15 protein-coding genes are annotated in these 23,730 nt (G+C 72.3%); 8 read left to right on the top strand and 7 right to left on the bottom strand.

The window, feature by feature from the left end; genetic code table 11:
• Nucleotides 1-38: 38 nt before the first annotated feature.
• The 5 genes from Sspor_RS29815 to Sspor_RS29795 all read right to left on the bottom strand — a co-directional run bounded on the left by Sspor_RS29815 (nt 39) and on the right by Sspor_RS29795 (nt 6,749).
• The gene (locus Sspor_RS29815; RefSeq protein WP_202201868.1) at nt 39-851 is read right to left on the bottom strand and encodes an endo alpha-1,4 polygalactosaminidase; all 813 of its coding nucleotides are present in this window, start codon (nt 849-851) and stop codon (nt 39-41) included.
• Entirely contained in the window at nt 848-1,543 is a 696-nt protein-coding gene (locus tag Sspor_RS29810) for a spherulation-specific family 4 protein (RefSeq protein WP_237404090.1), read from the bottom strand. The genes Sspor_RS29815 and Sspor_RS29810 overlap by 4 nt, the downstream gene beginning before the upstream one ends.
• Nucleotides 1,540-3,105: a hypothetical protein gene (locus Sspor_RS29805; protein WP_202201867.1), complete on the bottom strand. Its 1,566-nt coding sequence runs from the start codon at nt 3,103-3,105 to the stop codon at nt 1,540-1,542. Before Sspor_RS29805 ends, Sspor_RS29810 begins: the two co-directional genes overlap by 4 nt.
• The gene (pelF, locus tag Sspor_RS29800) at nt 3,102-4,628 is read right to left on the bottom strand and encodes a GT4 family glycosyltransferase PelF (protein WP_202201866.1); all 1,527 of its coding nucleotides are present in this window, start codon (nt 4,626-4,628) and stop codon (nt 3,102-3,104) included. Before pelF ends, Sspor_RS29805 begins: the two co-directional genes overlap by 4 nt.
• A 93-nt stretch (nt 4,629-4,721) precedes the next feature.
• On the bottom strand, nt 4,722-6,749 hold the full coding sequence (locus tag Sspor_RS29795) for a hypothetical protein (protein WP_202201865.1): 2,028 nt from the start codon (nt 6,747-6,749) through the stop codon (nt 4,722-4,724).
• A gap of 346 nt (nt 6,750-7,095) precedes the next feature.
• Between Sspor_RS29795 and Sspor_RS29790 the strand changes: the two genes are divergently transcribed.
• The 6 genes from Sspor_RS29790 to Sspor_RS29765 all read left to right on the top strand — a co-directional run bounded on the left by Sspor_RS29790 (nt 7,096) and on the right by Sspor_RS29765 (nt 19,337).
• Nucleotides 7,096-8,634 (top strand): leucyl aminopeptidase, encoded by a 1,539-nt coding sequence (locus tag Sspor_RS29790; RefSeq protein ID WP_202201864.1) that lies wholly within the window; start codon nt 7,096-7,098, stop codon nt 8,632-8,634.
• A 308-nt stretch (nt 8,635-8,942) separates the two neighbouring features.
• Complete coding sequence (gene lpdA / locus Sspor_RS29785; protein WP_052872496.1) at nt 8,943-10,331, top strand: dihydrolipoyl dehydrogenase; 1,389 nt, start codon at nt 8,943-8,945, stop codon at nt 10,329-10,331.
• A gap of 54 nt (nt 10,332-10,385) precedes the next feature.
• Nucleotides 10,386-12,188, top strand: a complete 1,803-nt coding sequence (gene sucB / locus Sspor_RS29780; protein WP_202201863.1) for a 2-oxoglutarate dehydrogenase, E2 component, dihydrolipoamide succinyltransferase — start codon at nt 10,386-10,388, stop codon at nt 12,186-12,188.
• Between the two features lie 132 nt (nt 12,189-12,320).
• Entirely contained in the window at nt 12,321-13,658 is a 1,338-nt protein-coding gene (locus tag Sspor_RS29775) for an alpha/beta hydrolase (RefSeq protein WP_202201862.1), read from the top strand.
• Nucleotides 13,655-18,604 carry a tetratricopeptide repeat protein gene (locus Sspor_RS29770; protein WP_202201861.1) on the top strand — a complete coding sequence of 1,650 codons (4,950 nt, stop codon included), beginning with the start codon at nt 13,655-13,657 and terminating at the stop codon, nt 18,602-18,604. The genes Sspor_RS29775 and Sspor_RS29770 overlap by 4 nt, the downstream gene beginning before the upstream one ends.
• A 109-nt stretch (nt 18,605-18,713) precedes the next feature.
• Nucleotides 18,714-19,337 (top strand): GntR family transcriptional regulator, encoded by a 624-nt coding sequence (locus Sspor_RS29765; protein ID WP_202203947.1) that lies wholly within the window; start codon nt 18,714-18,716, stop codon nt 19,335-19,337.
• Nucleotides 19,338-19,342: 5 nt separating this feature from the next.
• Here the strand turns inward: Sspor_RS29765 and Sspor_RS29760 are convergent, their stop codons facing one another.
• A complete protein-coding gene (locus tag Sspor_RS29760; RefSeq protein WP_202201860.1) occupies nt 19,343-19,522 on the bottom strand; it encodes a hypothetical protein in 180 nt (59 codons plus the stop codon).
• Between the two features lie 34 nt (nt 19,523-19,556).
• On the opposite strand from Sspor_RS29760, the gene aceE reads away from it, so the two are divergent.
• Nucleotides 19,557-22,241 carry a pyruvate dehydrogenase (acetyl-transferring), homodimeric type gene (aceE, locus tag Sspor_RS29755; RefSeq protein WP_202201859.1) on the top strand — a complete coding sequence of 895 codons (2,685 nt, stop codon included), beginning with the start codon at nt 19,557-19,559 and terminating at the stop codon, nt 22,239-22,241.
• A gap of 124 nt (nt 22,242-22,365) precedes the next feature.
• Nucleotides 22,366-22,884: a DUF4240 domain-containing protein gene (locus Sspor_RS29750; protein ID WP_237404089.1), complete on the top strand. Its 519-nt coding sequence runs from the start codon at nt 22,366-22,368 to the stop codon at nt 22,882-22,884.
• Here the strand turns inward: Sspor_RS29750 and Sspor_RS29745 are convergent, their stop codons facing one another.
• Nucleotides 22,885-23,661, bottom strand: coding sequence for an SDR family NAD(P)-dependent oxidoreductase (locus tag Sspor_RS29745; RefSeq protein ID WP_202201857.1), 777 nt, complete (start codon nt 23,659-23,661; stop codon nt 22,885-22,887).
• Nucleotides 23,662-23,730 lie beyond the last annotated feature (69 nt).

The following is a 23,730-nucleotide window of genomic DNA, read 5'->3' as shown; positions in this document are numbered from 1 at the left end:
GGCGTTTGAGGCGCGGGTCCGGATTGGCCAGGCCGCGGCTAGGGACAGACTTGGCGCCACGCGTCCAGGTCGTACCGTTTCTGCATCGAGCTCAGCTTCGCCGCACGGGCCCGCGGGCACCAGCGGCTCGGGCGACCCTCGTACTCCACGTGGAACACCGCCTTGCCCGCGTCGGTGAACGGCGCGTACCGGTCGCACTCCTCGTACTCCACGCACTGCTCGTTCACCGCGAAGTCGAAGTCCCCGACCAGCTCCGGGATCTGGTCCAGGTCGTTCTTCAGCCCCACCGACATGCCCCGGTCGTGCGCCAGCCGGGCGATCAGGCGGTTGTACTTCAGCTGGTCGTCCGCGGTCAGCGGGAAACCGGACCGGTTGGCGTAGCCGTCCATGTTGTCGGGCTCCACCGCGTCGAAGCCCTTCGCCTTGCACATGTCGAACCGCTTGGCCATCAGCGGTTCCAGTTGCGCCAGGGCCCGGATGTCCAGCCAGCGTTCGCCGTCCCAGCCGTTGCCCTCGCCCAGCAGTGCCTTCGGGAAGGCGGCCGCGTCCGGCCGGAAGTCCTCCCAGGCGCCGGTGGAGACGTAGCAGATGGTCTTGCGGCCGGCCTTCTTCAGGGTGGCGAGCTGCTCGTTCGTGGTGTTAAACCCGTCGACGTCGTACACGGCCGCCTTCACCGAGGTGTCGAGCTTCCCGGTGAGCTGCCACTGCCACCCGACGCCCGGCTTCGGCTGCCAGCGCTCCCCCGGCGCCGGGTCGGGCGACAGCTCCTCCCGGTCCGGTTCGGGCGGCGGGCTCGTACAGGCGGCGAGCAGCAGCAGGGGCACGGCCAGCAGGAGTGCGAGCTTCCTCATCCCGCCGCCTCCAGCGCGTACGGGAGGGTCCCCCAGGGGTGCGCGCCGCTGCCGGGGACCGCGCAGTGCACCCCGGCCCCGCGTTCGGCGGCGAGTTCCTCGGCGAGCCGGGCGGCGAGCGCGCCCGGCGGGACCGCGTACACCAGGTGGCAGAACCGCTGGGCCGGGTGGTCGGCGGTCCAGGGCGGTACGGCGGCCGCGTCCCGGTAGGCGTCCCAGGGGCCCTCGAAGGTGACGAGCAGGTCGGCGAGTTCGGCGTAGCCGGGGTGCGGGTGGACCCCGTGGTTGAGGACGAGGGTACGGGCGCCCGCGGCCCGGGCCGCGACCGCGAGCCGCCCGTAGTGCGGGAGCAGTTCCGGATCGGCGGAGGCCTGGTCGAGGAAGGCCCCGTCGGTGGCGTACCAGTCGCGGTGGCGCAGGAGGTCCTGCACCACCTCCGCGTGCGGGCGCCGCCCGTAGTCGGTGTCGGCGTACCCGAGGACGGGTACGCCGGCCTCGCGCAGCCGCTCGGCGACGACGGCGAACCGTTCGTCGCGGGCGGCGCCCGGTCCGCTGTCGGGGTTGAGGACCACCGAATGCAGCCGGCCTGCGGAGCTGATGAGCCGCTCCCAGGCTTCCGGCCGGTCGTCGGGATGCTCGTAGAGGGGCACCAGCAGCATGGGGTCCTTCTTCTCGGACGGACGGTGCGTCATCGGTGGGCGGTCGCGCGGCCGAGCAGCAGGCAGACCAGGGCGGCCAGTACGGTGGCGGCGGCGCCCGCCACCAGCAGCTGGACCGCCCGGGGCTGGCCCAGCCCGGTCAGCAGGGCCAGGCTCTGGGCGACGGCGGCCGAGGAGCAGACGACGGCCGCGGGCCGGACCGCCCCGAAGGACTGCAGGAGCAGCCCGGTCCACATCACGGCCCCGAGCAGCAGCAGGGTCGCGATCCGGACCCCGGTGAGGACGGGGGCGCCGGGCCAGAGGAGGGTGCCGGCCAGTCCCAGGGCGAGCAGGACGGTCAGGTAGACGGCGAGGCAGCGGGTCAGGGTGGCGAGCATCCGCCGCCGGAAGGCCCGGGGCGAGCGGGCCCCCTGGAGCCCGGAGAGGCTCCCGCTGCGGAACCGGTGGAGCAGCCATTCGGCCGGGCCCATGCTGAGCGTGAGGGCCACCGCCGAGGGTGCGGCGACGGCCTCGGCGGGGCCTCCTGCGAGGACTTCGCCGAGGGCGGCGTACAGCACGAGCAGGCCGGTGCCGAGGCCGAAGACGCCGTAGGGGACCGAGTCCCCGATCCGGGGTCCGCGGGGTGCGAAGTCCTCCTCGGCGCCGCGCAGCATCTGCCAGCGGACGGGGCCCTGGCCGGGGCGTCGGGCGGCCGAGGCGCGGATCCGGCGCGCGGCGGCCCGCAGCCCGTCGGCCAGCGGGAGTTCCCTCAGGGCCAGGGTGCAGGCGGCCAGCAGGGACACCACGAGCAGGGTCACCCGGACCGGGACGGGCAGGTCGACGAAGAGCGCGAGCAGCGCCCCGGCGGCCATCGGGCCGAGTGCGGCGAGCAGGACGCGTTCCCGGCCGAGGACCAGCAGGACGGTGGCGGCCCCGACGTAGAGGGCCTGTCCGGCTGCGAAGGCGTAGGAGAACGGCGGCCCGCCGGGCACCGCCAGTGCGGCGGCGGTGCCCAGCAGGGCGCCGACGGGGGCGCCGACGAGCAGGGTCCGCCCGGCGGCGCGCCGGTCGCCGAGGCCGAGCCAGGTGTAGGCCCGGTGGGACAGGGTCTGGTCCCAGACCCAGCCGATGAGCGCGCCCGCGAGCAGGGTGAGCGTCCCGGCGGGCAGGCCGAGGCGGTCCTGCGGGCCTTCGAGCAGGGGTGCGCCGAGCAGGTACGCCAGGCCGGGCAGGGCGAAGATCACCCCGCGCAGCAGGCAGGCGGTGAGGGAGACCTTCCAGGGGTCGGGGGCGGCGCCCGGCTCCGGGAAGGAGCGGGGCACCCGGGCGTAGAGCTCCTCGGCGAGTGCGAAGGAGTCGTGCCGGCCGTAGGTGAGCCGGATGTACTCGTCCGTCATGCCGTCGGATTCGAGGATGGCGGCGATCTCGTCGGGGTGGACGGCGGAGGCGATGAACACGTCGAGGCGTTCGGCGAGTTCGTCCATCGGGTCGGCCGCGGCGTCGGCGGCCGTGATGTCGCCTCCGCCGTCGCGGCGCGGCCGGGGGACGGCCGGGAGCGTGTCGGTGCCGGAACCGGGGCCGGAACCGGGCGGCTTGAGCCAGAGGGATCCGCTCACCACAGGCTCCCGTCGGCAGCGAGTTCGCGGTACCAGGGATCGGCGAGCCGCTGGGTCCACACGTCGCCCGCGTGGACGGGCAGGACGGGCTGGCCGGCGAGTTCGCGGTAGATGTGCCGGAAGCCGTCGACGGACTGGTGGAGGGTGAACTTCTCCACGACCCGCTTGCGCGACATCCGGCCGAGTTCGGCCCGGCGCCCGTCGTCGCGGAGCAGGGCGAGGGTGGCGCGGGCCATGGTCTCGGGCTCGCGCGGCGGTACGACGAGGCCGGTGTCACCGACGGCCTCGCGGACGCCGCCGACGTCGGTGGAGACGGTGGTGCGGCCGCAGGACATGGCCTCGATGATGCTGAAGGGGAAGCCCTCGCTGATGGAGGAGAGCATCACGACGCTGCCGGCCGCGTAGGCCTGGGCCACCTGCTCGATGCGGCCCTCGTAGGTGATGCCGTCGGTCACGCCGAGTTCGGCGGCGAGCTTCTCCAGGCGGAGCTTGTACTCCTCGCAGCCGGCCGGCACGGGGCCGAAGAGGCGCAGCCGCAGGGCGGGAAGCTCCTCGCGCATGAAGGCGTAGGCCCGGATGAGGGTTTCGAGGTCCTTGATCGGGTCGATGCGGCCGCACCAGCTGAGGGTGGGCACGTCCGGTTCGGGGCCGGCCTCGGGGAAGGCGTGCGGGTCGACGCCGTTGTAGACGGTGCGGATGCGGTCGGACTCGGCGCCTCCGCGCTCCTCCCAGCGGCGGTTGTACTGGTTGCACGGGGTGATGAGGTCCGCCTGCCGGTAGCCCTCGGTGTTGAGCTCGCGGTAGAAGCCGAGCATGAGTGCCTTGACGGGCCAGCGCTGGGCGGCGCTGCGGTAGCCGAGGTAGCGCTCGCGCAGGTAGATGCCGTGCTCGGTGAGGAGGAAGGGGACCCCGTCGAGGTATTTGGCGGCGAGGGCCGGGAGGGTGGCGAGGCCGCTGCTGACGGCGTGCGCGACGCTGTCGGGCGGGATCCGGACACCGAGCGGGCGCAGCGCGTGTTCCAGCAGGTCGGTGGCGGTGAGCGCGTCGTGGATGGTGGGCGCGGCCTCGGCGGTGACGAGTCCGGGCCGGGTCCATACGGTCATCAGCAGGCGCAGGACCGATTCGGAGCGCAGGGCCGGTGCGAGTTTTCCCGCCCTGGCCAGGACGGCCAGTTCGCGCAGGGCCTCGGAGAAGCTGTGCCGGGCGGGATCGGGCTCGGGGTCGAGCAGGGAGAGCAGGAAGCTCTCGTAGACCTCGGTGAAGTGGCGGTGGGCCTTGCCGCGCAGGCCGGCCCGGCGGATGCGGGACGGGAGCGGCCCCCAGAGCGGGAAGGCGGTGTGCCGGTAGACGTTGCGGGGCAGGTCCCAGGTGACCGGCTCGCGTCCGGAGCCGGTCAGGGCTATGACGTTGAAGTCGACCTCGGGCATACCTCGTACCAGTTGGTCGCACCAGGTGCTGACGCCCCCGTGGACGTGCGGGTAGGTGCCTTCGGTGAGCATGGTGACGTGACGCCCATGACTCATGCGGTGTGTCCCCCCAGGACGGAAAAGGGGCCGGCGCCCGTGGGTTCGCGGAGCGCCGGCGCTAGGTGGTACTCGTGGTGGCTTGCGGGAAGGTCAGCTGGGCAGCTTGAGCGTGACGGCGCTCTGGAGCAGCTCGGGACCGGCCCAGGCGGAGCGGGTACCGGCGTACGCGGTGCCGAAGTCGGCGGTGCCGAGCAGCAGCTGCTTCTTGGTGCCGGTGGGGGCGGTCACCGGGGCGACGACCCCGGCGGGCGCCTTGATGGTGACGTCCTTGCCGATGCGGTAGGCGGTGACCTTGCCGTCGGCGAGGGCCTTGTCCCAGGCGGCGCGGCGCTGGAACTCGACGCCGGTGTCCTTCATGCTCTGGTTGACGATCGGCGCGCTGGGGGCGTAGAGGGCGCGGTAGGTGTCGAGGACCTGGTTGAGCACGGGGTAGAGCGTCCGGTCCTCGGCGAGGTTGGACTGGTGGACGTAGTGCGGCCGGGGGTCGTTGGCGAGGACGTGGCGCAGGGCCGTGCGGGCCTCGGCCGGGACGATGGTGTCGAGGTAGCCGGTGTTGACGTTCAACGGGGCCGGCAGGCAGGTGGAGGTCGCCGGGTTGTCCTCGCAGACGCCGCTGCCGCCGTGGGCGCGGCTGGTGTAGATCCAGTTGTACTCGTCGGCCATCTCGGCGTTGGTGCCCGTGTTGTAGTACACGTTCATCGGGTGCCGGGGGACCGTGAGGGCCGCGCCGACCGCGCGCTGCTCGGGCTCGCGGGAGTTGTCGCTGCCCGCCCACTTGACCCCGTTGTCGGCGAGGGCGCCGGCCAGGTTGGGGTTGTCGACGGGCTGCTGCGGTGCGGTCTTGAGGCCGGAGTGCTCACCGGTGACCAGTTCGGTCTTGTCCGTGGTGATGCCCTTGCCCGCGGCCCAGTTGTTGTTGTCGCGGATCTGGGCGGAGATCTCGGCGCGGCTCATGTACTGGATCGCGCCCGCGGCGTTCTTCGTACAGGTCCAGGGGGTGACGGCGGTGTTCTGGACGCATCCCAGGAACGGGTGGGTGTAGGTGTGGTTCATCCACCGGTACTTGGCGCGGTCGGCGACGAGCTGGGCGGTCAGCGCGTCGACGCCGCCGTTCTCTGCCTTCCACTCCTCCCCGGCGCCGCCGTTGAAGAGCATGTCGAGCTTGAAGCTCTTCGACGTCTGCCACTGCGCCGCGTACACGGCGTCGGCGGCGGTCATCCGGATGGTGCTCTCCTTGCCCTCGCCGCCCGCGCAGGCGTAGTCGCCGGGGGTGCAGTTCAGGTCTTTGTTCCAGCGGGCGTCGGGGGCGAAGACATCGTCGACGTGGACCGCGAAGTAGTTGCGGCTCTGGCCGAGGTGCACCCCCTGGGTCAGCCAGTCGACGATGCCGCGGGCGAGGAGGCGGAACTGCTGCTGGTACTGGTTGTAGCCGAAGGTGACGACCAGTTCGCTGCGGCCGTCGTGCGTGTACTCGCCGACGAGCGAGGCCCGGCCGGAGCCGACGGGCGCGTCGACGTAGCTGGTGTAGCCGGGGCGCGGCTTGCCCATGAAGCCGAAGCTCTCGGGGACCAGGGCCGAGTTGTCCTCGAAGGCGACCTGCCCGCCGAGGTAGGCGAACGGGCCGGCCTTGCCTGCGGTGGTGACGGCGGCCTGGGTGCCGTCGAGCTGGCCGCTGTAGCCGCCGTTGTCGGTGTATTCCAGCCCGACGCCCGGGTGGGCCCAGGTGTAGGCGTCGACCTGGCGGATGCCGTAGGTCGTCTCGTAGGCGGTGAGGGCGGCCATCTCGGCCGAGCCCTCGCCGAACGGGTTCTCGTTCGGCAGGACGACACCCTGGTACTTGGCGCGCGGACGGCCGTCCACGGTGTCGCTGAGGAAGCCCGCGTTGATGACCGGGCGGCCGCTGCCGCCCAGCTGGACGCGGGTGTAGGGCACCCCCGTGTCGCGGAGCTCCGCGGTGATCGCCTCGACCGAGCTGCCGCCGTCGTCGACGACCAGCACCTTCAGGTCGATGCGCGGTGTCGCGGCCGCCTGGGCGGTCGCGGCGGGTACTGCCACGGAGACCAGGGCGGCCGCCGCCATCATCGCGGCAACCCTGTTCATCCGGTTCTTGTTGACCATTTTCGGCCTTTCCCCCCGCAGGCATCCCTCGACTCGGCCCTTGGCGGACAGCCGGACCTGGGAGGCTCTGTGGAAATCATGCAAAGGAACCCCGCGTCCCCTTGCGAGAGTGGACCGAGTCTTTCGGACCTCGTCAGGTCTACGGGGCAAACCTGGAGCAGAGTCCACAGATGGGTGAACCTGATGGCCTCTTGATCGAACAACTTGCCAAACCTTCGAGTGACGTACGGACGAGCGCGTACGCGTAGGCTCATTTCTGGCGGCTGTCGGGCCCGAATACGATCGCTACGGACGGCCGTCCACCCACTCGGCCCACACACACAAACGGAAGCGAGACTTCACCACCGTGACTGCTCTGACTCTCAGCACTGCCGGCGCGGCGACGCTCCGCGCCGACGCCCTCGTGGTCGGCGTGGCGAAGGGCCCCAAGGGACCGATCGTCGCCGCGGGCGCCGAGGCCGTGGACAAGGCGTTCGACGGTAAGCTCGCCGGCGTCCTCGACGCGCTGGGCGCCTCCGGCGCCGAAGGCGAGATCACCAAGCTGCCGGCCCCGGCGGGCCTCAAGGTTCCGGTCGTGCTGGCGGTGGGGCTCGGCTCCGTCCCCGAGAAGGACGAGTCGTTCGACGAGGAGGTGCTGCGCCGCGCCGCCGGCGCCGCCGCCCGCGCGCTGCACGGCAGCAAGAAGGCCGCCTTCGCCCTCCCGCTGGAGGACGCCTCGGCCGTCACCGCCGTCGCCGAGGGCGCGCTGCTGGGCGCGTACGCCTTCACCGCCTACCAGGGCGGCGAGAACAAGGCTCGCAAGGAGGCCAAGGGCGCGGCCCCGAAGGCCCCGCTGGCCGAGGTGGCCCTGCTGGGCGCCAAGCCGCGCGACAAGGAGCACAAGGCCGCCGCCGAGCGCGCCGCGGTCGTGGCGGCCGAGGTCAACGTCGCCCGCGACCTGGTGAACACCCCGCCGAACGACCTGACCCCCGAGGCCTTCGCCGCGATCGCCTCCGCGGCCGCGAAGGAGAACGGCGTCAAGGTCCAGGTCCTGGACGAGAAGGCCCTGGTCAAGGGCGGCTACGGCGGCATCATGGGCGTCGGCAAGGGTTCCGAGAACCTGCCGCGCCTGGTGAAGCTCACCTACACGCACCCCAAGGCGGAGAAGACCCTGGCCTTCGTCGGCAAGGGCATCACCTACGACTCGGGCGGCATCTCCCTGAAGCCGGCCGGCCACAACGAGACGATGAAGTGCGACATGGCCGGCGCCGCCGCCGTCTTCGCCTCCGTCGTCGCGGCCGCGAAGCTGGGCCTGCGGGTCAACGTCACCGGCTGGCTCGCGCTCGCCGAGAACATGCCGTCCGGCTCCGCCACCAAGCCCGGTGACGTGCTGCGCATGTACAGCGGCAAGACCGTCGAGGTCCTCAACACGGACGCCGAGGGCCGCCTGGTCCTCGGTGACGCGCTGACCAAGGCTTCCGAGGACAACCCGGACGCGATCGTCGACGTGGCCACCCTGACCGGCGCCATGGTCCTCGCCCTGGGCGACCGCACCTTCGGGATCATGTCGAACGACGACGCCTTCCGTACGTCGATCCACGAGATCGCCGAGGAGGTCGGCGAGTCCTCCTGGCCGATGCCGCTCCCCGCCGAGCTGCGCAAGACCATGGACTCCCCCACCGCCGACATCGCGAACATGGGCGTCCGCATGGGCGGCGGCCTGGTGGCCGGTCTCTTCCTGCAGGAGTTCGTCGGCGAGGGCATCACCTGGGCCCACCTCGACATCGCCGGCCCGGCCTTCCACGAGGGCGCGCCGCACGGTTACACCCCCAAGGGCGGCACCGGCTCCGCCGTCCGCACCCTGGTGCGGCTGGCCGAGCGCACGGCCACGGGCGACCTGGGCTGACCACCACGTGTGATGTGACGTGACGCACCCCGGGCCGGGTCAGGGCCCGGGGTGCGTCCGTTTACCACGAAACCTGAAGGAATCTCCAGGTATCCCGGTAGGTATCTACGCACAGGTAACCCCCGGTCCGGGCGGATCGCCCGATCACATCGTGGGCCCGGCGTCCCGCGTTCCCCCGACAAATGCGAAGATGGGTTCTCGGCAGGACAGGGCCCCCACCACAGGGCCGAAGAAACAAGCGGCCGTATACCAGCCGCCGCCCGGTCACAGAGGACCGGTGCCCGGCGCACATGCATGGAGGACGTGACGTGGCGAACGACGCCAGCACCGTTTTCGACCTAGTGATCCTCGGCGGTGGCAGTGGCGGTTACGCCGCGGCGCTGCGCGCATCCCAGCTGGGTCTGGACGTTGCCCTGATCGAGAAGAACAAGCTCGGCGGCACCTGCCTGCACAACGGCTGCATCCCCACGAAGGCTCTGCTGCACGCGGGCGAGATCGCGGACCAGGCTCGTGAGGCCGCCCAGTTCGGTGTCAAGACCTCCTTCGAGGGGATCGACATCGCGGGTGTCCACAAGTACAAGGACGAGGTCATCTCGGGCCTGTACAAGGGCCTGCAGGGCCTGGTCGCCTCCCGCAAGGTGACCTACATCGAGGGAGAGGGCCGCCTCTCCTCCCCGACTTCCGTCGACGTGAACGGCCAGCGCATCCAGGGCCGCCACATCCTGCTGGCGACCGGCTCCGTGCCGAAGTCGCTGCCGGGCCTGAACATCGACGGCAACCGCATCATCTCCTCGGACCACGCGCTGGTCCTGGACCGCGTTCCGGAGTCGGCGATCGTCCTGGGCGGCGGCGTCATCGGCGTCGAGTTCGCCTCGGCGTGGAAGTCCTTCGGTTCCGACATCACCGTCATCGAGGGCCTCAAGCACCTCGTGCCGGTCGAGGACGAGAACAGCTCGAAGCTGCTGGAGCGCGCGTTCCGCAAGCGCGGCATCAAGTTCAACCTGGGCACCTTCTTCGACAAGGCCGAGTACACGGAGAACGGCGTCCGTGTGACGCTGGTCGACGGCAAGACCTTCGAGGCCGAGGTGCTGCTGGTCGCCGTGGGCCGTGGCCCCGTCTCCCAGGGGCTGGGCTACGAGGAGCAGGGCGTCGCGATGGACCGCGGCTACGTCCTGGTCGACGAGTACATGCAGACCAACGTGCCGACCATCTCGGCCGTCGGTGACCTCGTCCCCACCCTCCAGCTCGCGCACGTCGGCTTCGCCGAGGGCATCCTGGTCGCGGAGCGTCTGGCCGGCCTCAAGGCCGTCCCGATCGACTACGACGGTGTCCCCCGCGTCACCTACTGCCACCCCGAGGTCGCTTCCGTCGGCATCACCGAGGCCAAGGCCAAGGAGATCTACGGCGCGGACAAGGTCGTGGCCCTGAAGTACAACCTGGCGGGCAACGGCAAGAGCAAGATCCTCAAGACCGCGGGCGAGATCAAGCTCGTCCAGGTCAAGGACGGTGCCGTGGTCGGCGTCCACATGGTCGGTGACCGGATGGGCGAGCAGGTCGGCGAGGCCCAGCTGATCTACAACTGGGAAGCTCTGCCGGCCGAGGTCGCGCAGCTCATCCACGCGCACCCGACCCAGAACGAAGCGATGGGCGAGGCCCACCTGGCCCTCGCCGGCAAGCCGCTTCACTCCCACGACTAATTCGTCACGGGCGCGACGACCACTTCCGCACATTCGTTAGGAGCAACTGAAACCATGTCGGTTTCCGTAACCCTTCCGGCGCTCGGTGAGAGCGTCACCGAGGGCACTGTCACCCGCTGGCTGAAGGCCGAGGGCGAGCGCGTCGAGGCCGACGAGCCGCTGCTCGAGGTCTCGACCGACAAGGTCGACACCGAGATCCCCTCCCCCGTGTCGGGCATCCTGGCCTCCATCAAGGTCGCCGAGGACGAGACCGTCGAGGTCGGCGCCGAGCTGGCCGTCATCGACGACGGCTCCGGCGCTCCGGCCGCCGCGGCGGCTCCGCCCGCCGAGCCGGCCGCTGCCGCCGAGGCCCCCGCCGAGGCCCCCGCCGCCGCTCCGGCCCCGGTCGCCGAGGCCCCCGCGGCCCCGGCCCCGGTCGCCGAGGCCCCCGCCGCGGAGGCCGCTCCGGCCGCCGCCGGCACCGATGTCGTGCTCCCCGCGCTGGGCGAGTCCGTCACCGAGGGCACCGTCACCCGTTGGCTGAAGGCCGTCGGCGAGTCGGTCGAGGCCGACGAGCCGCTGCTGGAGGTCTCGACCGACAAGGTCGACACCGAGATCCCCGCGCCGGTCTCCGGCACCCTGCTGGAGATCCGGATCGGCGAGGACGAGACCGCCGAGGTCGGCACCGTCCTGGCCGTCATCGGCGTCGCCGGTGCCGCCCCGGCCGCCCCGGCTCCGGCCGCTGCCCCGGCTCCGGCCGCCGCCCCGGCCCCCGTGGCCGCTCCGGCTCCGGCCGCCCCGGCTGCCCCGGTCGCCGCTCCGGCTCCGGTCCAGGCCGCCGCCCCGGTCGCCGCCCCGGCTCCGGTCCAGGCCGCCGCCCCGGTCGCCGCCCCGGCTCCGGTCACCCCGGCTCCGGCCGCTCCGGCCGCCGCGCCGGCGTCCGCCGGTGACGAGGCCGCGTACGTGACCCCGCTGGTGCGCAAGCTCGCCTCGGAGTCCGGCGTCAACCTGTCCACGGTCTCGGGCACCGGTGTCGGTGGCCGTATCCGCAAGCAGGACGTCCTGGCCGCCGCCGAGGCCGCCAAGGCCGCTGCCGCCGCCCCGGCGCCGGCCGCTGCCGCTCCGGCCGCCAAGGCTCCGGCCGCCGCGGTCTCCGAGCTGCGCGGTCAGACGGTCAAGATGACCCGCATGCGCAAGGTCATCGGCGACAACATGATGAAGGCCCTGCACTCGCAGGCTCAGCTCAGCTCCGTGGTCGAGGTGGACATCACCAAGATCATGAAGCTGCGTGAGAAGGCCAAGGGCGCGTTCCTGGCCCGTGAGGGCGTCAAGCTCTCGCCGATGCCGTTCTTCGTCAAGGCCGCGGCCCAGGCGCTGAAGGCCCACGCGGTCGTCAACGCCCGGATCAACGAGGACGAGGGCACCATCACCTACTTCGACTCGGAGAACATCGGCATCGCCGTCGACTCCGAGAAGGGCCTGATGACCCCGGTCATCAAGGGTGCCGGTGACCTCAACCTGGCGGGCATCTCCAAGGCGACCGCCGACCTGGCCGCCAAGGTCCGCGGCAACAAGATCACGCCGGACGAGCTGTCGGGCGCGACCTTCACCATCAGCAACACCGGCTCGCGCGGTGCGCTGTTCGACACGGTCATCGTGCCCCCGAACCAGGTCGCCATCCTGGGCATCGGTGCCACGGTGAAGCGCCCGGTGGTCATCGAGACCGCCGAGGGCACGAACATCGGCATCCGCGACATGACGTACCTGACCCTGTCCTACGACCACCGCCTGGTGGACGGCGCGGACGCGGCCCGGTACCTCTCGGCCGTGAAGGCGATCCTCGAGGCCGGCGAGTTCGAGGTCGAGCTCGGCCTGTAAGGCTCACCGCACAGCTCCGGCTGTCGCGCACGGCGCCCCCGCCCGGATTTCTCCGGACGGGGGCGCCGTCGTCCTCCCGCCTCTACCGTGGATGTTCCGGCGGGGCGGGGCGGGACGCAGGGGGGCGTGGGCATGGACCTGGTCGTGGTGGTACCCGGAATCATGGGGAGCCGGCTGGCCGACGCGGACGGGAGGCCGGTCTGGGACCTCAAGGGCCGCACGCTGTCGCGGGCCATCAGCACCCTGGGCGGCTCGCTCAAGGACCTGGCGCTGCCCCGTGGCCTCGGCGACGGGCATCCCGGCGACGGGGTCCGGCCCGTCGGTCTCATGCCGGACCTGCACGTAGTACCGGGCGTGTGGCATCCCGTCGACGGCTACACCGATCTGATGGCCTGGCTGGCCAAGGCCTTCGGGCTCGTCCCGGGCCGGACCCTGCTCGACTTCCCGTACGACTGGCGCCTGTCGTGCCGCTACAACGCGGTGCTGCTGAAGCAGCGCGTCGAGGAGGGGCTGGAGCGGCTGCGCGCCGCGTCCCCCGAGCACGCCGACGCCCGCGTGATCCTCCTGTGCCACTCCATGGGCGGTCTGGTCGCGCGGCACTACGTCGAACGTCTCGGCGGGCGTGCGACCACCCGCCGCGTGATCACCCTCGGCACCCCGCACCGAGGTTCCGTCGACGCCCTCACGAACCTGGTCAACGGGCTGCGCAAGGGCTGGGGGCCGCTCCGCCTGGACCTGACGGCGCTGGCCCGCAGCCTGCCCTCCCTGCACCAGCTCCTGCCCGACTACGCGTGCGTGCGCACCCCCGGCGGCCTCGTCCACCCGGCCGGCCTCACGGGCCTACCCGGGCCCGACCCCGAGTTGCTGGCGGACGCCGCGCGCTTCCACGCCGACCTGCGGACCGCCGCTCCGGCCGAAGGCCTGGTCTGCCTGGTCGGCGTCCGCCAGCCGACGGCGGCCGTCGCCGAGTTCAGCGGCGGCCTGCTGGTGACGGAGGCGGAGAGCGGCGACGGGACCGTGCCGCGGCTGGCCGCGCGGCCGGCGGACGCCGATCGCGCGGGGTACGCCGTGGCGGAGGGCCACACGCCGTGCGAACAGCACGGCTCGCTGCACAACAACCGCGGCGTACGGGATGCCCTGTACGGCCTGCTGGACCGTGAGCCGCCGTTCCGCCGGGAGGGCGTACGCACCGCACCGGCGCTCGGGGTCACCGCGCCCGCGCTCGCCGGGCCCGGCGAGCCGTACGAGGTCCGGGTCCGGGCGGACGGACACGAGGACCTGCTGCTGACCGCGGAGCTCCGCCCCGCCGTCGGCGGTCCGTCGTGCTCCCGCTCGCTCGCCAACCTCGGCGGCGGCCACTACCGCACGGTGTTCCCCGCCCCGGCTCCGGGCGCCCACCGGCTGGTCGTCCACGCGGTGGGCCACCCTGAGTCGGCCGTGACGGCCCTGACGGCGGTGAGCGAGGCGTGAGCACCCGGGAGCGGGAGCGGGACCCGGAGCCGGAGCAGGTCGCGGGGTCCGTGTTCGGCGTGGCGGTCGAGCGGTACGAGAGCTCCGCGTTCCCGCCGCTGCCGGGCGCTGCGGAGCAGCTGCGGGAGCTGTGCGGGCTGCTGGCCGGGTACGGGTTCACCCCCACCGTGGTGACCGACCCCGGCCGGGAGGAGCTCCGGGCCTCCGTGGCGCGCTGGCGGGACGGCTGGGCGGGCGGCGGGACGCACGGTCCGGCGGTGGTGGTGTGGTCGGGCCACGGGGAGCTGCACCGGGAGGAGCTGCGGCTGATCGTCCACGACACACGCCGGGCACGGGACGAGGAGGAGACGTACACGGCGCGGCTGCTGGCCTCCGCCGCCCTCGGCTGCGGCGCCGACCAGCTGTTGCTGCTGATCGACACCTGCCACGCGGGGGCGGGGGTACTGGAGTCGCTGCGCGAGGCGCTGGCGGACCACGCGGAGCGGAGCCTGCCGCCGGGCCGGACGGCCTGGTTCGCGATGGTGGCGAGCTGCCGCCCGCACGAGACGGCCGACGGCGGGGGGCTGCTGCTGGATGCCGTCACCCAGGTGCTGCGCGACGGGCCGCGGCGGGCGGACGGCTACCGGCACGAGTGGAGCCGCCGCAACCGGCAGGTCACCGGGGCCGCCGTGCTGGACGCCGTTCAGGCGCGGTGGCCGCGGGACGCCGGACAGCAGCCGCTGGCCGTGGTGCTGGGGCGGGACCGGCCGATGTTCCCCAATCCGCGTCGGCGGGCGGCCCCCCAGGCCGAGCTGGTGGAGCACCTGGTGCGGGCCGCGCGCGGGGCGGAACGGGTCGACGAGGGCTGGTTCTTCACCGGGCGGCGACGGGCGCTCGGTGCGATCGTGGCCTGGCTGAAGGCGGGGGAACCCGGGTTGTTCCTGGTCACGGGCAGCGCGGGCAGCGGCAAGTCGGCCGTCCTGGGCCGGATCTCGACCCTGTCGTCGGCGCGCTACCGGGCCGACGTCAAGGAACACGGCGCGCTGCGGCCGGGCGATCCCGACCCGGGGGTGGGGGCGGTCGCGGCCTCGGTCCACGTACGCGGGCTGACCGTGGCCCAGCTGGCGCTCGTGCTCGCCGAGCAGCTGGACCTGGACCCGCCGTCGGCGCCGTCGGCGCTGATCGCCGATGTGGAGCGGGAGCTGCGGCGCCCGGTGCTGGTCGTCGACGGCCTCGACGAGGCCGCGCCGGAACAGGCGGCGCAGATCGTCGACGAGCTGCTGGCTCCGCTGAGCCGGCTGGCGCTGGTGCTGCTGGGATCGCGGGCCCGTCCGTTCCGGCCGCACGCGGAGCCGGGCGAACCGCTGGACCAGGCGATCTCACGGCTGCTGCGCGCCCGTGCCACGGCGGTCGACCTGGACGTGGAGCCGGGTACCGCCGACGACATCCGCGGCTACGCCCGTATGCGGCTCCTGGCGGGCGCGGTGCCCGGCGAGCACGCCGCGAACGCGGCCCTGGCCGTCGCCGAGCGGGCGGCCGCCGACGCGGGCGGGTTCCTGTTCGCCGCGCTGGCGGTGGGCGCGCTGTGCCGGCACTTCGCCGCGTCGGGGGCGGCGGGCTGGCAAGAGGCACTGCCTGCGTCGATCACGTCGGCCCTGACGGCGGACCTGGCCCAGGGCCCTCGCCCGCGGGCGGCCCGGGACCTGATGACCGCGCTGGCGTGGGGCCAGGGGAACGGCATGCCGGCCCGGGGCGTGTGGGAGGCGGTGGCCTCGGCGCTGAGCCCGGACGGTTCCTCGTACGGCCCGCAGGACGTGGACTGGGTGCTGAACGCGTACGGCCGGTACGTGGTGGAGGACAGCGACGGGACGCAGGCGGTCTACCGGCTCTACCACCGGGAGTTCGTGGCCTGTCTGACGGGCTCGGACGACGGCGCGGGCCCCGCGGCGGAAACCGCGCTCACGGCGATGCGCACCCTGGTCGGCCTGCTGCCCGGGGAGGGCGCGGACGCCGATCCGGCGGATGTCAATCCGTACGTGCTGAACGCGCTGCCCGCGTACGCGGTGCTGGCCGGGGACCGGGGTATGGGGCTGCTGCGCACACTGGCCACGGACCGGAGCGAGGTGTTCCGCCCCCTGCTGGCGGACGCGCTCGTCGGCCTTTCCACCCTGCTGCAGCACCTCGGCCGGCCGGCGGGGGCGCTGCCTCCCCTCCAGGAGGCATTGGAGATCCTGCGGGCTCTGGTCCGGGACGATCCGGACACGCATCTGAGCGGTCTGCTGACGGCCCTGAACTATCTGGCGACGTGCCAGGACGAGACGGAGGACGGCCCGGGCGCCGTGGTCACGAGCACCGAGGCGGTGGCCCTCCACCGGCAGCTGGTCGGCGCCTCGGGGGCACACCGGGCCGAACTCGCCATGTCGCTGCACAACCTGGCCTTGTACTCCGCGGCGATCGGCGACACGGACAGCGCTCTGGAGGCCGCCACCGAGGCCGTGCGGATCTACCAGGTACTCGCCACGGAGAGTCCCGAGGCTCATACGGAGCATCTGGCTCAGGCCCTGGTCGGCCTCAGCAGCAAGGTGAGTCTGACGGACGCCCGGGAAGGGGTACGGACGTCCGCGCGCGCCCTGGCTCTGTACGTGAAGCTCGCCCGGGACAATCCCGTCGCTCACCTCGTCGGGCTGACCAACGCGCTCATGTGCCACTCCGAGCTGCTGGCCGAGGCCGGAGACGTGGAGGAGGCGCGGGACAGGGGCCGCCAGGCCGTAGACCTGCTGCGGCCCGCCGCCGCTGTGAATCCGGCCGCCTACGGCGCCCAGTTGGCGAGCGCCCTGAACAACCTGGCCACGCAGCAGAACCGCACGGGGGACGTGCAGGGAGCGCTGGTGTCCTGCACCGAAGCCGTCGAGCTGCTGCGTGCCGCCGACGGCCGGTCGGCTCGGGCCGAGCTCATCCGTGCGCTGGGCAACCTGGCCCATCACCAGGGGCAGGCCGGTGACCCGGAGGGGGCTCTGGCCACCGTCACGGAGGCCTTGGAGATCTGCCGGGACCTTGCGCGGCGGAACCCCGCGACACACAGCGGGACACTCGTCCGGCTGACCGTGAATCTCGCGGCCCACCTGAGCGAGACGGGACGGATTCAGGAAGCACTGGCCACCGCGGAGGAGGCCGTGCGCGAGGGCCGGAAGCTCGCCGAGCTCGCTCCGGCCGCGTACCTGCCCGACCTCGCGCTCGCACTCAACAATCTGGCGATCCAGCGCTCCCGGGCCGGGCAGGCCACCCGCGCTCAGGCGGCCGCGGCCGAGGCGGTGGCACTGTACCGGTCCCTCGCCCGCGACAGCCCGGACGTCTTTCTCCCGACGCTGGCCACGGCCCTGCTGAACCAGTGCGCCGAACTGTCCCGCGACAGGGGCGACGACGAGGCACTCCGGACGGGCCGGGAGGCGGTGAGCCTCTTCCTCGACCTGATCGTGCGCGGTCCGGCCACCCACCGGAACGGCCTGGGTCGGGCCCTGGCTCTGCTGGCCATGGTGCTGGGGCAACGGGGCGAGCACCGGGAAGCGCTCACGGCCGCCCGCGAGGCGGTGGCGCTGCTGCGGAACCCGGTCCCGGAAGACGCCGATGCGCGCCTCACGCTCCTGGGCGCGCTGGCCGGGCTCGCCGACCAGGAGGCGCTCGCCGGAGGGCGACAGGCCGCCGTGGACGCCATCAGCGAGGCCGTGGCGATCTTGCGTGATCTGGCCCGGGCCCGGCCGGACGGGCCGGTGGGCGACCTTCCCCGGATGCTGCGTGCGCTGGCCCGGCACCGGGAGGCGGCCGGGGACCGGGCGGGTGCACTGGCCGCCGGCAGGGAAGCGGTCCAGCTCTGTCTCTCCCTGACGGCGGACCGCCCCGAGGTTCTCCCCGAGGTGATCCCCGAACTGTGCCTGGCGCTCAGGACTCTCGCTCGTCTCGGGCCGGCGGCCGAGGTGATCGGCGCCTGTCTGAGCGCGGAGGCCGCGCTCGTGGACGTACCCCTGTTCCGGGAATGGATCACTTGTGAGCGCGGGGAGTTCCAGCTCTCGCTGGCGGATCCCCTCCCGGGCATCCGGACCCTGCTGGCGCTCGCGTCGCCGAGACATCCGTCCGGCCACCCCGGGAACGAGCCAGTTCTGCGGGCGCGGGCACTGCTTCGCGCCCATGGGCCGCTCGCCGCCGGGATGGCCGGGGCCGCCGAGCATCTCTGGCTGAGACTCGACCAGGAGGTGGTCGGTCTCGCCCGCCGGTGGGTGGAGAGCCCGGGCTGGGTGGCTGCCCGGGCCTTCTGGGACGAGCACGCGGCGGTGCTCGGGGCGCTTCCGGGCACGCTCGCGCTGGCCGAGCTGTACCTGGCCGACGAGACGGCCGGGCGGTACCTGGCCCTGGCCCAGGCGGCACTGAACCGCGGCGCGGACGAGGCCTTCCTGCCGTACGTCGTCCCCGAGCGGCTGCGGACGTGGATGGCCCTGCCCACGTGGGAGGACTCCCGGGCGTTCCTGACCGAGCATGCGGCGGAGCTGCTGCGGGAGGAGACGCTGGGCTTCTTCGCCGCGGCCGCGTCGGACACGGAGTACGTGCACGGGGCCCTTCTCACCTTGGCGTTGGACGCGGGCGTCGACGGCGCGTACGCATGTGTCACGGACGAGGGCGCGTTGCGGGAGCGGTGGCGGCGGGAGCTGGCCGGCGCGGAACCGGGTACCGTGCTGTCGGCATGCCTGTACCTGCTCGAACTGCGCGTGCACGGGCAGGAGTTCATGGCCCATGTGCACATGCGGACCGCCCGCGTCCTGGCCGGCGAGCCGCCCGGATCCGCCCCCGCCCCCGAGCCCGCTCCGGGCGAACGCGACGCGGCCGTCGCCGAGCTGGCGGCCCTGATCCAGCGGTGTCCCGGGCACGCGGCCGAGCTCGGCGCCCTGATCGCCGAGGTCGTCGGCGGCCGCCTGTAACCAGCCTCACCCGGCGTCCCTGAGCAGGAACGCGTCCGGTCGGCCTACTCGGCCGTATTGTCTACGCATCGAAGCGATGCATGCCCCTACAGGAGATGAAGCCCCGATGATCACCCCACCCGTCGTGCACTCGCTGCGCGAGCAGATCCGCGAGCACATCGTGGAGGGGATCGTCAGCGGGCGCTGGAAGCCCGGCGAGCGGATCGTCGAGCGGCGGATCGCCGTGGAGCTGGAGGTCAGCCAGACCCCGGTACGCGAGGCCCTGCGCGAGCTGGAGACGCTGCGGCTGATCGAGTCGGCGCCGAACAAGGGCGTGCGCGTGCGGAACCTGTCCGCGGCCGACCTGGAGGAGATCTACCCGGTCCGGGCCGGTCTGGAGCAGATCGCGGCCGAGCTGGCCGCGCCCCGGCTGGCGAGCGACTGCTCGGCGCTGGAGCCGCATGTGGCGGCGCTGTGGGAGGCCGACCGGACCGAGGACGGGACCGCGCAGGTGCGGCACACCGTCGGGTTCCACCGGGAGATGGTGCGGGCGGCCGGGAACAGCGTGCTGCTGCACACCTGGGAGAGCTTGGGCATCGAGGTGTTCACGGCCCTGTCCATCCGCTGGCTGGGTACCGTCCAGAAGTCGTACGCCGAGGAGCACGAGGCGCTCGTACAGGCCTTCCGCAGCCAGGATCCGGATATCGGGCTGCTGGTGAAGCGGCATGTTCTGGGGTGCGCCCCCCGCGCCTGAGCGGATCATTTGTCCCAGTTTGCCCGGCACCGCGTGCCTTTTTCTCTGGCACGCGGTGCCGACTTTTGCTCGATGGACGTTTCTTCGTCACTTTCATTTGATCGATCATCGATCAGCGATTTACAGTCGTCGCGGACCTCAACCAGGTCCACCGACCCTGTCCTGCCCGTCAGGGATTTTTTCACCACCTCTCCTTTGTCCGGAAGGCGGCGCACAGCAATGTCCGACCCCGTAGGAAAGCTTCCGAGCGAGCTCGACCAGCTCCCGGATCGCGACACCGAGGAGACCGCCGAATGGGCGGCCTCCCTCGACGCCGTCGCACAGGCCGCCGGTACGCGCCGCGCCGAATACCTGCTCCGCCGCACGCTCCAGCACGCCGAGGCCGCCGGCCTCGCCCTGCCCAAGCTGCTGGAGACGGACTACGTCAACACCATCCCGACCGCCGCGGAGCCCGAGTTCCCCGGTGACGAGGAGATGGAAGCCAGGATCACCGCATGGAACCGCTGGAACGCGGCCGCCATGGTGACCCGCGGCTCCAAGTACGGCGTCGGCGGCCACATCGCCACCTTCGCCTCCGCCGCGTGGCTCTACGAGACCGGCTTCCAGCACTTCTTCCGCGGGAAGGAGGCCGACGGATCGGGCGACCAGCTCTACATCCAGGGCCACGCCTCCCCCGGCATCTACGCCCGCGCCTTCCTCGACGGGCGCATCTCCGAGCAGCAGCTCGACAACTTCCGCCAGGAGTCCGGCGGCAACGGCCTGCCGTCCTACCCGCACCCGCGGCGCCTGCCGTGGCTGTGGGAGTTCCCGACGGTCTCCATGGGCCTCGGCCCGCTGTCCGCGATCTACCAGGCGCGGTTCAACCGCTACCTGCAGAACCGCAGCATCAAGGACACCGCGAACTCGCACGTCTGGGCCTTCCTGGGCGACGGCGAGATGGACGAGCCCGAGTCGACCGCCGCCCTGGCCCTCGCCTCCCGCGAGCAGCTCGACAACCTGACCTTCGTCATCAACTGCAACCTGCAGCGCCTCGACGGTCCGGTCCGCGCCAACTTCCGCGTGGTCCAGGAGCTGGAGGCCCAGTTCCGCGGCGCCGGCTGGAACGTCATCAAGTCGCTGTGGGGATCCGCCTGGGACGAGCTGTTCCAGCTCGACGCCTCGGGCGCCCTCGTACGCCGCCTGCGCGAGGTACCGGACGCGCAGTTCCAGACGTACGCGACCCGTGACGTGGCCTACATCCGCCAGCACTTCTTCGGCGCCAACGCCGAGCTCGTGCAGCTGGCCGGGGTGCTCTCCGACGCCAAGATCGCCGAGTGCTTCCACAGCTCCCGCGGCGGCCACGAGCCCCGCAAGGTCTACGCCGCGTACAAGGCCGCCCTGGAGCACAAGGGCGCGCCGACGGTCATCCTCGCGCAGACCGTCAAGGGCTACACGCTGGGTGCCGGGTTCGAGTCGAAGAACGCGAACCACCAGATGAAGAAGCTGACGATCGACGAGTTCAAGGACATGCGTGACCTCCTTGGCCTCCCGATCCCGGACAGCGCCTTCGCCGACGGCCAGGTCCCGTACGGCCACCCGGGCGCGAACAGCCCCGAGGTCCAGTACCTGAACGAGCGCCGCGCGGCCCTCGGCGGCCCGGCCCCGGCCCGCAAGGTCAAGCACGTGGCCCTGCCGGCTCCGGCCGACCGCTCCTTCGCCCCGCTGCTCAAGGGTTCCGGCAAGCAGGAGATGGCCACCACCATGGCCTTCGTCCGGCTCGTCAAGGACCTGATGCGAGACAAGGAGACCGGCAAGCGCTGGGTTCCGATCGTCCCCGACGAGGCCCGTACCTTCGGTATGGAGTCCCTCTTCCCGTCGGCCGGCATCTACTCGCCGCTGGGCCAGACGTACGAGCCGGTCGACCGCGACCAGCTCATGTACTACAAGGAAGCCAAGGACGGCCAGATCCTCAACGAGGGGATCACCGAGGCCGGCGCCATGGCCGACTTCATCGCCGCCTGCACGTCGTACGCGACGCACGGCGAGCCGATGATCCCGTTCTACATCTTCTACTCGATGTTCGGCTGGCAGCGCACCGCCGACCAGATGTGGCAGCTCGCCGACCAGCTCGGCAAGGGCTTCATCGTCGGTGCCACCGCCGGCCGCACCACCCTGACCGGTGAGGGCCTGCAGCACGCGGACGGCCACTCGCACCTGATCGCGTCCACGAACCCGGCGTCGCTCAACTACGACCCGGCCTTCGCGTACGAGATCGCGGTGATCGTCAAGGACGGTCTGCGCCGGATGTACGGCGAGACGCCGGAAGACGTCTTCTACTACCTGACGGTCTACAACGAGCCGAAGGTCCAGCCCGCCATGCCGGAGGGCGTGGAGGAGGGCATCCTCAAGGGTCTCTACCGCTTCAACACGGCGGCGGACCTGGCGGAGGCGGCCCCGGCCGCCGACGCCCCCAAGGTCCAGCTGATGGCCTCGGGTACGGCGATCCACTGGATCCTGGAGGCGCAGAAGCTGCTGGCCGCCGAGTGGAACGTGGCCGCCGACGTCTGGTCCGCCACCTCCTGGGGCGAGCTGCGGCGCGACGCGCTGGAGTGCGACGAGGCGCTGCTGCGCGGCGAGGTCCGCACCCCGTTCGTCACCCGCGCGCTGGAAGGCGCCCAGGGTCCGGTGCTCGCCGTCTCCGACTGGATGCGTCAGGTCCCGGACCAGATCAGCCAGTGGGTGGAGCAGGACTACACCTCGCTCGGCACGGACGGCTTCGGTCTGTCCGACACCCGCGAGGGCGCCCGCCGCCACTTCGGTGTCGACGCCCAGTCGATCGTGGTGGCCGCGCTGGCCCAGCTCGCCCGCCGCGGCGAGGTGCCGGCGTCCTCCGTCAAGGAGGCCCGGGAGCGCTACGGCCTGTAAGGCCGCGCGCCCGCGCACGACACACCGAAGGCCGGTGTCCGACCCCCGTGACGGGGGCGGACACCGGCCTTTGGCCGTATGCGCGGTGGCGGCGAGCAGGCCGACCCGTGATGCTGGAGCGGTGATGGACGAGACGGAGTTCTGGGAGATCGTCGACCGTACCCGCGAGGCCGCCGACGGCGACCCCGAGGAGCATGCCGAACTGCTCGTGGAGCGGCTCGCACAGTTCGACCCGGACTCTGTCCTGGACTTCGCCCGGCACTTCGAGTCCCGGTACAACCGGGCGTACACGTGGGACCTGTGGGGCGCGGCCTGGGTGCTGCTCGACGGGGCGAGCGACGACGCCTTCGACTACTTCCGCTGCTGGCTGATCGGCCAGGGGCGGGAGGTGTTCGAGGGCGCAGTGCACGATCCCGACCACCTGGCGGAGCTCCTGGGCGACTTCGACGAGGAGATCGACGGGGACGGCGAGGAGCTGGGGTACGCGGCCGACGAGGCGTACGAGCAGCTGACCGGGGCGGTCGCGCCGGATCTGGGCATCCCGCTGCAGGCGGCGGAGCCGGAGGGCGCCCCGCTGGACTTCGAGAACGAAGCCGTGCTCGCGGAGCGCTTTCCCCGGCTGTGGGACCGGTTCCGCAGCTGATCAGCAGTGCGTGCCGCCGTCGATGCGGATCTCCGTACCGGTGATGAACGCGCCGTCGTCGGAGCCCAGCATGGCGACGACGCCGGCGACGGTCTCCGGGCCGGCGAAGCCCTGGCCGAGGGCGGGGGCCAGCTTGGCGAAGAGGGACCAGTCGGTGTCCTCGGGCAGCCCGGGGCCGTTGCCGGTGGTCATGCCGCTCTCGATGGAGCCGGGCGCGACGCTGACGAAGCGCAGGCCCTGCTTGCTGTACTCGGCGGCCAGCGCGTGGGTCATGGACTGGATGCCGCCCTTGCTGGCCGCGTAGGCGGACATGTAGGGGTGGGCGAAGGACGCCGAGGTGGAGCTGAAGTTCACGACGACCGGCCTGTCGCCCGAGAGCAGCGCCGGGAGGGACTCGCGGATCATCAGGAAGGTGCCGGTCAGGTTGACCCCGATGACCTGGTTCCAGAGGTCGAGGGTGGTCTGGTGGGTGTGCGCGGAGCGCAGGATGCCGGCCGCGTTGACCAGCACGTCGATGCCGCTCCCGCCGAGGACGCCGGCCGCGGCCGCCACGCCCTCCTTGACGGCGTTCTCGTCGGATATGTCGAGGGGCGCCGTGGTGAGCCGGGCCGCGTGGCCGTCGGCGGCGGCCCGGTCGGCGGTCGCCTTCAGGCCCGCCTCGTCGACGTCCACGGTGTGGACCCGGCCGCCCTCGGCGAGGATGCGGTGGACGGTGGCGCGGCCGATGCCGGAGCCGCCGCCGGTGATGAGGACGCGACGTCCTTCGTAACGGTTCATGGCGCGAGCGTACCGAGCAGTGGCACGTTTTGCCATGATGACAAGGAACGCAATCATCGAGGTCGGTGA

The organism is Streptomyces spororaveus (genome assembly GCF_016755875.1).
Taxonomy (GTDB): Bacteria; Actinomycetota; Actinomycetes; order Streptomycetales; family Streptomycetaceae; genus Streptomyces; species Streptomyces spororaveus.
The sequence above is the reverse complement of the archived record's forward strand: the minus strand, read 5'-3'. Positions and strand labels throughout refer to the sequence as shown.

Coding starts and splice junctions, on each gene's coding strand:
- Sspor_RS29815 (WP_202201868.1), bottom strand. CDS start 851: ATGAGGAAGCTCGCACTCCTGCTGGCCGTGCCCCTGCTGCTGCTCGCC.
- Sspor_RS29810 (WP_237404090.1), bottom strand. CDS start 1,543: ATGACGCACCGTCCGTCCGAGAAGAAGGACCCCATGCTGCTGGTGCCC.
- pelF (WP_202201866.1), bottom strand. CDS start 4,628: ATGAGTCATGGGCGTCACGTCACCATGCTCACCGAAGGCACCTACCCG.
- Sspor_RS29795 (WP_202201865.1), bottom strand. CDS start 6,749: ATGGTCAACAAGAACCGGATGAACAGGGTTGCCGCGATGATGGCGGCG.
- sucB (WP_202201863.1), top strand. CDS start 10,386: ATGTCGGTTTCCGTAACCCTTCCGGCGCTCGGTGAGAGCGTCACCGAG.
- Sspor_RS29775 (WP_202201862.1), top strand. CDS start 12,321: ATGGACCTGGTCGTGGTGGTACCCGGAATCATGGGGAGCCGGCTGGCC.
- aceE (WP_202201859.1), top strand. CDS start 19,557: ATGTCCGACCCCGTAGGAAAGCTTCCGAGCGAGCTCGACCAGCTCCCG.
- Sspor_RS29750 (WP_237404089.1), top strand. CDS start 22,366: ATGGACGAGACGGAGTTCTGGGAGATCGTCGACCGTACCCGCGAGGCC.
- Sspor_RS29745 (WP_202201857.1), bottom strand. CDS start 23,661: ATGAACCGTTACGAAGGACGTCGCGTCCTCATCACCGGCGGCGGCTCC.